The sequence below is a fragment of the Nakamurella flava genome, from assembly GCF_005298075.1.
Classification (GTDB): Bacteria; Actinomycetota; Actinomycetes; order Mycobacteriales; family Nakamurellaceae; genus Nakamurella; species Nakamurella flava.
In genome coordinates this window covers 993,580-1,005,107 of sequence record NZ_SZZH01000001.1, presented here as the reverse complement: position 1 = coordinate 1,005,107, position 11,528 = coordinate 993,580, and the positions used below count along the sequence as shown (strand labels likewise).

Genomic DNA, 11,528 nt, shown 5'->3' with positions numbered 1-11,528 from the left:
TCGCACCACAGTGAGCTTCTCGGACAGGCGGACGACGAGATGACCGGCACCGTGCCCGATGTCGTCCTGGACGACGAGGACTTCGAGACCCGCCGCCGACTGGTCGTCATCGGCAACGGGATGGCCGGCGCTCGCGCGGTCGAGGAGATCCTGCAGCGCGGCGGGGCCGAGCAGTTCACCGTCACGATGTTCGGCGACGAGCCCTACGGCAACTACAACCGGATCATGCTGTCGCACGTGCTGTCCGGCGAGGAGACCGACGCCGACATCTTCCTCAACAGCATCGCCTGGTACGAGGAGAACGACATCACGCTGCACGCCGGCGTGCGGGCCACCCGCGTCGACCGGTTCAGCAAGATCGTGTACGCGCAGTCGACCGTCGACGGCACCACCTACGAGTCGCCCTACGACGTCCTCATCATCGCCACCGGCAGTCGTTCGTTCATGCCCAGCATCGAGGGCCTGCGGATGGACGACGGCTCGCTCAAGCCGGGCGTCTTCGCCTTCCGCACCATCGACGACACCCGTGGCATGGTCGAGTACGCCGAACACGACGACCACCGCCGCGCCGTCGTCATCGGCGGCGGGCTGCTCGGTCTCGAAGCCGCCCGCGGTCTGCAGGCCTACGGTCTCCAGGTCGACGTCGTGCACGCCGGATCCCATCTGATGAACGCCCAGATCGGCCCGGCCGGCGGCGACATCCTGCGCAAGAGCGTCGAGGAACTCGGCATCGAGGTGCACCTCAAGGCCCGCACTACCGCGATCATGGGCGACGAGAAGGTCCAGGGTGTCTACCTTCTCGACCACCCGCTCCTGGAGTGCGACATGGTCGTGGTCGCCGCCGGCATCCGTCCCAACATCGACCTCGCCGTCACCAGCGGGTTCACCGTCGAGCGGGCCATCGTGGTCGACGACCAGATGCGCACCGTCGACGACCCGGACGTCTACGCGGTCGGCGAGTGCGTGCAGCACCGCGGCGAGGTCTACGGCCTGGTCCAGCCGCTCTGGGAACAGGCCGCGGTGCTGGCCGACCACCTCACCGGCACCGACCCGACCGCGGCCTACCACGGCTCGCGGACGGCGACCAAGCTCAAGGTGGCCGGCGTCGACGTCGCCGCGATGGGTGTGCAGGGTCCCGAGCGGGACACCGACGAGGTCATCGTCTTCTCCGAGCCCAAGCGCGGCGTCTACAAGTCGCTGATCATCCGCGACGAGAAGCTCATCGGCGCCACCATGCTCGGCGACACCTCCAAGGTCGCGTTCCTCATCCAGGCGTTCGACCAGGGGCTGCCGCTGCCCGAGGAACGCCTGGAGATGCTGTTCAACCTGGGCACCCCGGCCGAGGAGGTCGGCATCGCCGAACTCGCCGACGACGCCCAGGTCTGCAACTGCAACGGCGTCTCCAAGGGCGCCCTCGTCGCCTGCGTCGAAAGCGGCGTCAAGTCGGTCGCCGGCGTCATGGAGAAGACCCGGGCCGGCAAGGGCTGCGGCTCCTGCAAGAACATGGTCTGCCAGGTCGTCGAGTGGGCCGCCGGCGGCGCCGTGCAGGAGGACCCGTCGGCCAACTGGTACGTCCCGGGTATCCCCATGGACAAGCCCGAGCTGATGAAGGCCATCCTGGATCAGCAGCTGCGCAGCGTCTCCAGCGTGTTCGCGGCGCTGGCCCCGGAGGGCGCCGAGGACGCCAAGTCCAAGATGGGTCTGGCCTCGCTGCTGAAGATGATGTGGGCCGACGACTACATCGACGAGAAGGACGCGAAGTTCATCAACGACCGCGTCCACGCCAACATCCAGAAGGACGGCACGTTCTCCGTCGTCCCGCAGATGAAGGGCGGGGTCACCACCCCCGACCAGCTGCGCCGCATCGCCGACGTCGCCGACAAGTACGACGTCAAGCTGGTCAAGGTCACCGGCGGGCAGCGCATCGACCTGCTCGGCATCCGCAAGGAGGACCTGCCCAAGGTCTGGGCCGACCTGGACATGCCGTCCGGCTACGCCTACGGCAAGAGCTTCCGCACGGTGAAGACCTGTGTGGGACAGGAGTTCTGCCGGTTCGGCACCGGTGACTCGACCCAGCTCGGCATCGACCTGGAGTCCCGCTACCAGGGCCTCGAGTCGCCGGCCAAGATGAAGCTGGCGGTGTCCGGTTGCCCGCGCAACTGTGCGGAGTCGCTGGTCAAGGACGTCGGCATCGTCGCCATCGAGGGCGGCCGCTGGGAGATCTACATCGGCGGCGCGGCCGGCGCCCACATCCGCAAGGGCGACCTGCTGGCCACGGTCGACGACCCGGAGACCGCGAACCTGCTCACCGGCCGGTTCATGCAGTACTACCGGGAGAACGCCAAGTGGCTGGAGCGCACCTACGCGTTCGTGCCGCGGGTCGGCCTCGACTTCCTCCGCGAGGTCATCGTCGAGGACTCCCTGGGCATCGCCGCCGATCTCGACGCCCGCATGCAACAGGCCGTCGACGCCTACAAGGACCCGTGGAAGGAAGGCGCCGCACCGGCCACCCCCGGCCAGTTCCGCACCTCTCTGCCGCTCGAGGTCCTGCCGAAGGTGGGGGTGCGGGCATGACCGCCACCGTGCCGGCCACCGGTCGTCAGTTCGACCTGGGCCCGTTGAGCCAGATCCCGGCGGGGGAGGGCCGTGCGTTCGCCGTCGACGGGCAGCAGGTCGCCGTCTTCCACCTGCGCACCGGCAAGGTGCACGCCGTCTCCGCGGTGTGCCCGCACAAGGGCGGACCGCTGGCCGACGGCCAGATCGACGGCGCCGTCGTCGTCTGCCCGCTGCACCTGAACGCCTTCGAGCTGGCCACCGGCTGCTCGCGCAACGGGCTGCCGTCGCTGCGGTCCTACCCGGTCGAGATCACCGACTCCGGAGACGTCGTCGTCACCGTCTGAGTTCTGGCACCACCGCTTGACCTCTCGCGCATCGACGGGGCTGCGCACCTCTCCCGCGTTCCCGGCCGTCCGGCAGCGCACCGACCCGCCCCGAGCGAGGACTTGATGACCACAACCCCGGGTACGTCCGCCCAGGCGACCGACACCGCCGCCCCGACCACCGTCAAGCACCAGGGCAAGCACTGGATCACCGACTGGCGCCCGGAGGACCCGGAGTTCTGGGAGTCCACCGGCAAGTACGTCGCCAAGAAGAACCTGCTGTTCTCGGTGATCTCCGAGCACATCGGCTTCTCCGTCTGGTCGATGTGGTCGGTCCTGGTCCTGTTCCTCGGGCCGGACTACGGCATCGACCCGGCCGGCAAGTTCCTGCTCACCGCGCTGCCCACCCTGCTCGGCGCGATCCTGCGTCTGCCGTACACGTTCGCGGTGGCGACCTTCGGCGGCCGCAACTGGACCGTGGTCAGCGCCCTGCTGCTACTGGTTCCCACGATCGCGATCATCGTCGTCCTCGAACCCGGGGTCAGCTACGGCACCCTGCTGTTCGTGGCCTGCCTGGCCGGCGTCGGTGGCGGCAACTTCGCCTCGTCGATGACGAACATCAACGCGTTCTACCCCAACCACCGCAAGGGCTGGGCGCTCGGCATCAACGCCGGTGGTGGCAACATCGGTGTGCCGGTCGTGCAGCTCATCGGCCTGCTCATCCTGGCCACCGTGGGCGCGACCCACCCGCGGCTGCTGCCCATCATCTACATCCCGCTGATCATCGCGGCCGCCGTCGGCGCCTGGTTCACGATGAACAACCTGGCCGAGATGAAGAACGCCAAGCGGGCCATGCGCGATGTCGCCAAGGACCGCAACACGTGGATCATCTCGCTGCTCTACATCGGCACCTTCGGATCCTTCATCGGTTTCAGCTTCGCCTTCGGTCAGGTGCTGCAGGTCCAGTTCGCCGACATCTTCTCCACCCCGATCAAGGCCGCCTACCTGACCTTCATCGGCCCGCTCATCGGCTCGCTCATCCGCCCGGTCGGCGGCATGCTCGCCGACAAGCTCGGCGGTGCCCGCGTGTCGTTCGTGAACTTCGTGGCCATGGCCATCGGCGCCGGCATCGTCCTTGCCGCCTCGCTCATGCACTCGCTCCCGCTCTACCTGGTCGGCTTCATCCTGCTGTTCACCTTCAGCGGGCTCGGCAACGGCTCGGTGTACAAGATGATCCCGGCCATCTTCAAGGCCAAGTCCGGCCTGGAGATCACCCAGGGTGGCGCCGAACCGGCCGCCTCCATGGCCAAGGCCCAGCGGTACGCCGGGGCGCTCATCGGCATCGCCGGGGCCATCGGCGCGTTCGGTGGAGTGCTGGTCAACCTGGCCTTCCGCCAGTCGTTCCTGGCCACCAAGTCGGCCGACTCGGCGTACATCGCGTTCATCGCCTTCTACGCGGTCTGCTTCGCCGTCACCTGGTACGTGTACCTGCGGCCGCACGCGCGTCGCCTCGAGGGTGTCTGACCTGGCACCCTGAGACCCGCGCCACCATCCGCCTCGCCGCCGGCCGGAGCCCCCAGCAGACAGGATCCCCGATGACCACGCCGCTCGCGTTGCAGCTGTCCCTGACCGGACGGCGGGTCGTGGTCGTCGGGGGCGGCCCGGTGGCCGCCCGCAAGGTGCGGTCGGCGCTGGCCGCGGCCGCGCTCGTCACCGTCGTCGCCCCGTGGGCGTGCGAGGAGATCACCGACCTGGCTGGCTCCGGCGCCCTCATCTGGACGGCCCGCGAGTACCAGGCCGGCGACCTGGACGGCGCCTGGCTGGTGTTCGCGGCCACCGGTGACCGGGACACCGACGAGGCGGTCGAGGCGGCGGCCACCGCCGACCGGACGTTCTGCGTCCGGGCCGACGACGCCACCGCCGGGACCGCCCGCAGCACCGCCAGCGTCGTCCGCGACGGACTGCAGATCAGCATCGGTGCCACCGCCGGGGCCGACCCGCGGCGGGCCGCCCACCTACGTGACGCGCTCGCCCAGGCCCTGGACCGCGGCGACCTGCCGCTGCACCGGCACCGCCCCGGCCCCGGACGGGTCGTCCTGGTCGGCGGCGGTCCGGGCGACCCCGACCTGCTGACCGTCCGGGGGCGTCGGGAACTGGCCGCCGCCGAGGTCGTCGTGCACGACCGTCTCGGTCCGGTGGGCGTCCTGGCCGAACTGCGGCCCGAGGTGCTGCTGATCGACGTGGGCAAGACCCCCGGCCGGCACCCGGTACCCCAGCCGGAGATCAACCGGCTGCTGGTCGAGCACGCCCAGGCCGGCCGCCGGGTCGTCCGGCTCAAGGGCGGCGACCCGTTCCTGTTCGGACGCGGCGGCGAGGAGGTCCTGGCCTGCCGGGAGGCCGGGGTCGACGTCACCGTCGTCCCGGGCGTCACCAGCGCCATCTCCGTTCCGGCCGCCGCCGGCATCCCGGTCACCCACCGGGGTCTGTCCCGCCAGGTGACCGTGCTCTCCGGGCACGACGCGGTGGTTACCGACGCCCGCGCCGGGACCGACTGGGCCCGGCTGGTCGACCCGGACGCCACCCTCGTCGTCCTCATGGGCATGGCCCTGCTGCCGGAGGTCACGGCCGGTCTGATCGGGGCGGGGCTGGCGCCCGACACCCCGGCCGCAGCGATCGCGAACGGCTGGACCCCGCAGCAGCAGACCGTCGTCGGGACGGTGTCCACCCTGCCCGCGGACGTCAGGGCCGCGGGACTGGCCTCCCCGGCCGTGGTGGTCATCGGGGCCGTCGCCGCCCTCGCCCGCGGCTGAACGACGACCTGCGAGTCGCTCCTCACATCACGCCGGGCCCGCTGTGCACTCCGCTGATCATGGAGCCCCGCGCGTTAGGCTCCACCCGCGGCAGCCAGCCATCAGTCGATCCACCGGCACGGAGCGTCACCGTTCGCCCTCCGTCGGATCGCCGATTACCCGTCGATGGCGGTTGCCGACGGCCGACCCGGTGGTCGACGGTCCCGCTTCGTCGCGGGTCCGCCGCCCGTCGACGGTCCGCCGGTCGGGGAAGACAGAACAGGAGTGACCCATGTACCTGATGCAGAACGCGATCCGCCCCTACCCGTGGGGTTCGCGGACCGCCATCGCCACCCTGCTGGGCGAGCCCGCCTCCGACGAGCCGCAGGCCGAGATGTGGGTGGGCGCCCACCCGGGCGATCCGTCCCATCTGCACACCGGGGTCGGCGACCCGTCCGCGGCGCCCACATCGCTGCTCGACTACATCCAGCAGAACCCGAGCCGTGCGGTCGGTGGCGCCGTCGCCGCCGAGTTCGGAGAGGTACTGCCCTTCCTGCTCAAGCTGCTGGCCGCCGACGCGCCGCTGTCCCTGCAGGTGCATCCGACCGCCGAGCAGGCCCGCGCCGGGTTCGCCGACGAGGAGGCCCGCGGGATCCCGGTCGACGCCGGCCACCGCAACTACAAGGATCCGTTCCCCAAGCCCGAGATGATCGTGGCGCTCACCGAGTTCGTGGCGCTCGCCGGCTTCCGCGACACCGCCGAGACGGTCCGGCTGCTCAACGCCCTCGACGTGCCCGCGGCGACCGCGCTGGCCGACACTCTGCGGAAGCAGCCTGGGGCCGACGGCCTGGCCGAACTGGTCCCTTCGATCCTGGCGATGCCCGCCGAAAAGCTGACCGCTGCGCTGGACGCGATCGTCGGTGCCTGCCGGACCGCGGCGGGCCAGGACGGCGAGTTCGCCGCCGAATACCGCACCGTGGTCGACATCGCCGAGCGATACCCGACGGACGCCGGGGTCATCGTCGTGCTGCTGCTCAACCGGGTCGTCCTGCAGCCCGGTGAGGCCATCTACCTGGGCGCCGGCAACATGCACGCCTACCTCTCCGGCCTCGGCGTCGAGATCATGGCCTGCTCGGACAACGTCCTGCGGGGCGGCCTGACGCCCAAGCACGTCGACATCGACGAGCTCACCCGCACCCTGGACTACACCCCCGGCGGGATGCAGCGGGTCAAGCCGTCGCGCGTCGGCCCGCTGGAAGTCGACTTCCGCACGCCCACCAGTGAATTCGCCCTGTCCCGGCTGACGCTGAAGTCCGGCGACGAGCAGATGATCGAACATTCGGGGCCGCAGGTGCTGCTGGCCACCGAGGGCGAGATCACCGTTTCCGACCTCAGGGACGGCACCCTCACCCTCAAGCCGGGTTCGTCGGTGTTCATCCCGGCCACTCCTGGGCGCGTGTGGATCAGCGGGACCGGCACCGTGTTCCGGGCCCGCGACGGGCTCGGCGTCCCGAAGAAGACCGCCGTCGCGGCCGCCCCGGCGGAGGACGCCGTCTCGGCCGTCGCTTCCTGATCAGCCGGTCGGGGCCGGCCCGGCGACCGGGGTGCGCAGCACCTTGCTCATCGGCCGGCCCTTGGCCAGCTCGTCGACCAGCTTGTCCAGGTAGCGGATCCGGCGCATCAGCGGGTCTTCGACCTCCTGCACCTTGACCCCGCACACCGAGCCGGTGATCAGCTCGGCGGCCGGATACAGCTCGGCGGCGGCGAAGAAGTCCTGGAAAGTCGTGCCGTCGTCGAGATGCCGGTCCAGCGTGACATGGTCGAACCCGGTCAGCCACTCGATGACCTCGTCGACCTCGGCCCGGGTGCGGCCCTTGCGTTCCGCCTTGGCCACGTAGTGGGGATACACCGATGCGACGCTGGTGGTGAAGATGCGATGCATGTCCGAAGAGTACGGATCACCGGCGGTCGGCATCGCACGAACGAGCGGCTAGCGTCGGGTCGGTGAGCACCGTCGTCCTGATCCCCGGAGCCGGGGGAGACGCCTGGTACTGGCACCTGGTGGTCCCCGAGCTGCGCGCCCGGGGCCACCGCGTCGTGCCGGTCGACCTGCCGGCCGATGACGAGAAGGCCGGTCTGGACGTCTCTGTCGATGCTGCGGTCGCCGCGGTCGACCGCTCCGAAGTGGATCGGTCGGATGTGGTGGTGGTCGGGCAATCGATGGGCGGGCTGACCGCACCGTTGCTCTGCGACCGGCTCCCGGTGCGACTGCTGGTGCTGCTCAACGCGATGACCCCGCGGCCGGGGGAGACCGGCGGTCAGTGGTGGTCGGCAACCGGACACCGGCAGGCCTACGTCGCCGCCGCCCGGGCGGCGCGATGGGACCCGGAGGCCGACGACTGGATCGGCAATGCCTTCTTCCACGACGTCCCGGCGGCGGTCACCGCGGCCGCCTTCGCCCGGGGTGAGTTGGCACAGTCCGACCGTCCGTTCGCCGATCCGTTCCCGCTGGACCGCTGGCCGGACGTGCCCACCCGGTTCCTGCAGGGCCGGGACGACCGGTTCTTCCCGCTGGAGTTCCAGCGCCGGGTGGTCGCCGAACGACTCGGGCCGCTCGGGGTGACGGTCGACGAGATGCCCGGCGGGCACCTGGTCGCGCTCAGCCGGCCGGTCGAGCTGGCCGAGCGACTGTGCGAGTACCTGTAGGTGTCGGCGCATCCCGATCCGCAGGGCCCCGACCCGGACCTGTCGCTGTGGTCGCTGGCCCCGGGGGCCTTCATCCCGCCGGCCGTGTTCGCCGTCGGGCAGGGCGCCATCGCCCCGGTGGTGGTGGTGTCGGCCGCGCAACTCGGTGCCAGTCCGGCTGCCGCCGCGCTGGTGGTGGCCTCGGCCGGGCTCGGGCAGATCGTGGCCGACGTGCCGGCCGGGGCGATCGTGCACCGCTTCGGGGAACGCCGCACCATGGTCGCCGCCGCCGGCCTGACGATCCTAGCGTTGTTCGGCTGCATCGTGGCGCCGAGCCTGGGACTGTTCACGGTCGCCATCTTCCTCACCGGCGTCGGCACCGCGGTCTGGCTGCTGGCCCGGCAGGCCTACCTGACGGCGGTGGTGCCGTTCCGGCTGCGGGCCCGGGCGATGTCGACCCTCGGTGGGGTGTTCCGGATCGGGCTCTTCGTCGGGCCTTTCATCGGCGGCGGCGCCATCGCGCTCTTCGGTACCGACGGTGCGTACTGGGTGCACATCGTCGCGGCGGTGCTGGCTGTCGGGGTGCTGCTGTGCGCCCGGGACCTCAGTGAGCCGGTGGCCGCAGGTGCGATCACTCAGCGGCCGTCGCTGGTCGGCACCGTCCGCGACAACCGTCCGGTGCTGGCCACTCTCGGCGTCGGTGTGCTCATCGTCAGCGCGGTGCGGGCGGCCCGTCAGGTGGCGCTGCCGCTGTGGGGGCAGCAGCTCGGACTGTCCCCGGCGACCATCTCGGTGATCTTCGGGATCTCCGGCGCCATCGACATGCTGCTCTTCTACCCGGCCGGGTCGATCATGGACCGCCGCGGCCGCACCTGGGTCGGGGTGCCGTCGATGCTGGTGCTCGGGGTCGCGTTGCTGGCCCTGCCGTTCACCACCGGTGTGGCCTCGATGATCATCGTCGGCCTGGTCCTGGGCATCGGGAACGGGCTGAGTGCGGGCATCGTCATGACCCTGGGCGCCGACCTCGCCCCACCCGACCGGCGCGCCGTGTTCCTCGGGGTCTGGCGGGTGTTCGCGGACACCGGCGGCGGGGTCGGCCCGTTCGTCATCGCCGGGGTCACCGCGGTGGCCACCGTCGGCGTCGGCATCGGCGCCATGGGCGTGGTCGGCCTGCTCGGCGCCGGGTGGCTCGGCTACTGGCTGCCGCGCCGCGGGGAGCCGCGACGGGGCTGAGTGGTGCGTGCTGTCCGGGGCGGGGTTGGACGGTGGCCGGCGCTGACCATCAATGCCGAACCGGCGTCGTGGAGCGCCCCACCGGTCAAACCTCAGCGTCAGTGCCGCTGAACAGCGTCGGCGCGGTTGAGCAGCTCGAGCGCGGTCGACCAGCGTCAGCGGAAATGGTCGGCGTCAGGCGCCCGCGTCAGTCAGCCTCGCGTCGGGCCACCACCGCGTACAACGGATCGCCGTGGTAGCGGCCCGACGGCGTGCGGAGCGAGGCCTCGGGCTCGGTGAAGCCGCCGGCCAGCCGCAGGTACTCGGCCACGATGGCGCAGTGCTGGGCGTCGTCGGTGAGGAGCCAGCCGCGGATCGCCTTGGTCGGGAAGCAGCGGTTCGAGAACGTGATCGCCACCGGGCCGCCGGGGCGCAACACCCGCGCGACCTCGGCCAGCACCTCCACCGGTCGGACGAGGTAATCGATCGACACGCAGCACAGCACCCCGTCGACGGAGGCGTCGGGCAGCGGCAGCGTGGGATCGGAGTTGAGATCCTGCACGACCCGTTCGGTGGCCACGGGGTTGGCGTCGAGCTCGGCCGCGTTCATGCCGAGCACCACCAGCTCGGCCGGGGCGGACCGCAGATGCGACACCCAGGACGACATGAGGTCCAGCACCCGGCGCGGCCCGTGGGCGTCGCCGTCCAGGCCGAGTTCGGCGTAGAGGTCGCCGACCGCGGCGATCGCGCCGTCGTCGATGTGGGTGACCAGTCGCGGCGGGTCGTAGAAATCGGCGTCCGGCGACGGGTCCTCGCGGCTGAAGAAGCCGGCCGGGAAGTCACCGGCGGCGAAGGGGGAGGACGTCACCCCGTCCAGGGTGCCGGACGGTGCCAGCCGTTCGGCGAACATCAGGGCGGGCCGGCCGTCGCGGCCGCGAACGCCCCGACCAGCACGGCCAGCGCGACGATGCCGACCGCGATCGCCACCTTTCCGCCGGTGCGCCCGTAGACGGCCTGCCACGCCTTGAGTCGGTCCGTCTCGTACCGGAACCGGCGCCAGTGCACGAGCATGATCACCAGCAGCACGATGATGACCGTCAAGCTCAGGTAGATGGTGACGATCGTGGCCGTGCTCATTTCGACACCTCACTCTCACGTCGAGGATGAAGGTTCCCGGACCGGACAGATCGACACGAACGGTGCTTCGCGCACTGGACCCTCGGGACGAGAGCGGTACGGGAGGGAGATTCCGGACCGTACGGTGATCGCATGACTGCGCCCGCCGCCGATCGGACGGATCGGTAGGTGGAGTGGCTGGCCCGGTCGCTCATCGCCCATCCGGAGATCGCCGTCCCGCTCGCGGTCGGCCTCGGTGCGGGGCTCGGCCGGGCCCGGTTCCGGTCGCTGACGCTGGGCACTGTCACCGGGACCCTGATGGTGGGGGTGGCGCTCGGCGCGGTCGTCGCCGTGGAAGGCGCGGATAGCAGCGTGCGCACCCTCACGTCGACGGTCCGGCCCGGTCGCTGTTCTTCCTGTTGTTCCTGTTCGCGTTGGGTATCCGGTTGGGCCCACAGTTCGTCGCCGGACTCAAGGGGTCCGGCGCACCGCAGGCCGTGTTCGCGGCCGTGCTCTCGGTGGTGGGCTTCGCCGTCGTCCTCGCGGTCGCCGCGATCCTCGGCCTGAATCCGGGGTTGGCGGCCGGGGTCGCCGGGGGCGGGCTGACCCAGTCCGCGGTCGTCGGGGTGGGTCAAGGCTCGATCGTCGGGCTCCCGCAGGACGCGATGATCCTGAAGGAATGGAGCGATCTCGTCCCAGTCGCCTACCGACACCTCGACCGGGACCACGCTCGAGTTCGAGGCGCTGCGCCTGGGTGGGCTGGGGTTGAAGGACCTGCTCGGCGCGCTCGACCAGGAGCCCTGACGTTCCCCCGCTCCGGGGTGGGGTTCCAGCGGGGCGAAGTGGA

Annotated in this window: 10 protein-coding genes and 1 pseudogene; 8 read left to right on the top strand and 3 right to left on the bottom strand. The window is 70.9% G+C overall.

Annotated features, from left to right (window positions below; translation table 11 throughout):
* The first annotated feature begins 39 nt into the window (after positions 1–39).
* The 5 genes from nirB to manA all read left to right on the top strand — a co-directional run bounded on the left by nirB (position 40) and on the right by manA (position 7,241).
* The gene (gene nirB / locus FDO65_RS04515; protein ID WP_137449452.1) at positions 40–2,574 is read left to right on the top strand and encodes a nitrite reductase large subunit NirB; all 2,535 of its coding nucleotides are present in this window, start codon (positions 40–42) and stop codon (positions 2,572–2,574) included.
* Positions 2,571–2,900 carry a Rieske (2Fe-2S) protein gene (locus FDO65_RS04510; protein WP_137448230.1) on the top strand — a complete coding sequence of 110 codons (330 nt, stop codon included), beginning with the start codon at positions 2,571–2,573 and terminating at the stop codon, positions 2,898–2,900. Before nirB ends, FDO65_RS04510 begins: the two co-directional genes overlap by 4 nt.
* Positions 2,901–3,005: 105 nt before the next feature.
* Positions 3,006–4,403, top strand: a complete 1,398-nt coding sequence (locus tag FDO65_RS04505) for an MFS transporter (RefSeq protein ID WP_137448229.1) — start codon at positions 3,006–3,008, stop codon at positions 4,401–4,403.
* Positions 4,404–4,474: 71 nt separating this feature from the next.
* On the top strand, positions 4,475–5,689 hold the full coding sequence (gene cobA / locus FDO65_RS04500; protein WP_137448228.1) for a uroporphyrinogen-III C-methyltransferase: 1,215 nt from the start codon (positions 4,475–4,477) through the stop codon (positions 5,687–5,689).
* 271 nt (positions 5,690–5,960) lie between these two features.
* On the top strand, positions 5,961–7,241 hold the full coding sequence (gene manA, locus FDO65_RS04495) for a mannose-6-phosphate isomerase, class I (RefSeq protein WP_137448227.1): 1,281 nt from the start codon (positions 5,961–5,963) through the stop codon (positions 7,239–7,241).
* Here the strand turns inward: manA and FDO65_RS04490 are convergent, their stop codons facing one another.
* Positions 7,242–7,610: a DUF2200 domain-containing protein gene (locus FDO65_RS04490; RefSeq protein WP_137448226.1), complete on the bottom strand. Its 369-nt coding sequence runs from the start codon at positions 7,608–7,610 to the stop codon at positions 7,242–7,244.
* A gap of 62 nt (positions 7,611–7,672) precedes the next feature.
* On the opposite strand from FDO65_RS04490, the gene FDO65_RS04485 reads away from it, so the two are divergent.
* Positions 7,673–8,374, top strand: a complete 702-nt coding sequence (locus FDO65_RS04485) for an alpha/beta fold hydrolase (RefSeq protein WP_137448225.1) — start codon at positions 7,673–7,675, stop codon at positions 8,372–8,374.
* Positions 8,375–9,586 carry an MFS transporter gene (locus FDO65_RS04480; RefSeq protein ID WP_137448224.1) on the top strand — a complete coding sequence of 404 codons (1,212 nt, stop codon included), beginning with the start codon at positions 8,375–8,377 and terminating at the stop codon, positions 9,584–9,586. It begins immediately after the preceding gene.
* 187 nt (positions 9,587–9,773) lie between these two features.
* On the opposite strand, the gene FDO65_RS04475 is transcribed toward FDO65_RS04480, so the two are convergent.
* Both FDO65_RS04475 and FDO65_RS04470 read right to left on the bottom strand, forming a co-directional pair.
* Positions 9,774–10,433 carry a class I SAM-dependent methyltransferase gene (locus tag FDO65_RS04475; RefSeq protein ID WP_205849776.1) on the bottom strand — a complete coding sequence of 220 codons (660 nt, stop codon included), beginning with the start codon at positions 10,431–10,433 and terminating at the stop codon, positions 9,774–9,776.
* A gap of 41 nt (positions 10,434–10,474) precedes the next feature.
* Positions 10,475–10,702, bottom strand: coding sequence for a hypothetical protein (locus FDO65_RS04470; protein WP_137448222.1), 228 nt, complete (start codon positions 10,700–10,702; stop codon positions 10,475–10,477).
* 368 nt (positions 10,703–11,070) lie between these two features.
* Between FDO65_RS04470 and FDO65_RS23275 the strand changes: the two are divergent.
* A pseudogene (locus tag FDO65_RS23275) lies at positions 11,071–11,322 on the top strand (aspartate-alanine antiporter-like transporter); the annotation flags it as partial.
* Positions 11,323–11,528: the final 206 nt, after the last annotated feature.

What these genes read in the sequence shown, in the direction of transcription:
- FDO65_RS04510 (WP_137448230.1), top strand. Translation starts at nt 2,571, where the DNA reads ATGACCGCCACCGTGCCGGCCACCGGTCGTCAGTTCGACCTGGGCCCG.
- FDO65_RS04470 (WP_137448222.1), bottom strand. Translation starts at nt 10,702, where the DNA reads ATGAGCACGGCCACGATCGTCACCATCTACCTGAGCTTGACGGTCATC.
- cobA (WP_137448228.1), top strand. Translation starts at nt 4,475, where the DNA reads ATGACCACGCCGCTCGCGTTGCAGCTGTCCCTGACCGGACGGCGGGTC.
- nirB (WP_137449452.1), top strand. Translation starts at nt 40, where the DNA reads ATGACCGGCACCGTGCCCGATGTCGTCCTGGACGACGAGGACTTCGAG.
- FDO65_RS04490 (WP_137448226.1), bottom strand. Translation starts at nt 7,610, where the DNA reads ATGCATCGCATCTTCACCACCAGCGTCGCATCGGTGTATCCCCACTAC.
- manA (WP_137448227.1), top strand. Translation starts at nt 5,961, where the DNA reads ATGTACCTGATGCAGAACGCGATCCGCCCCTACCCGTGGGGTTCGCGG.
- FDO65_RS04505 (WP_137448229.1), top strand. Translation starts at nt 3,006, where the DNA reads ATGACCACAACCCCGGGTACGTCCGCCCAGGCGACCGACACCGCCGCC.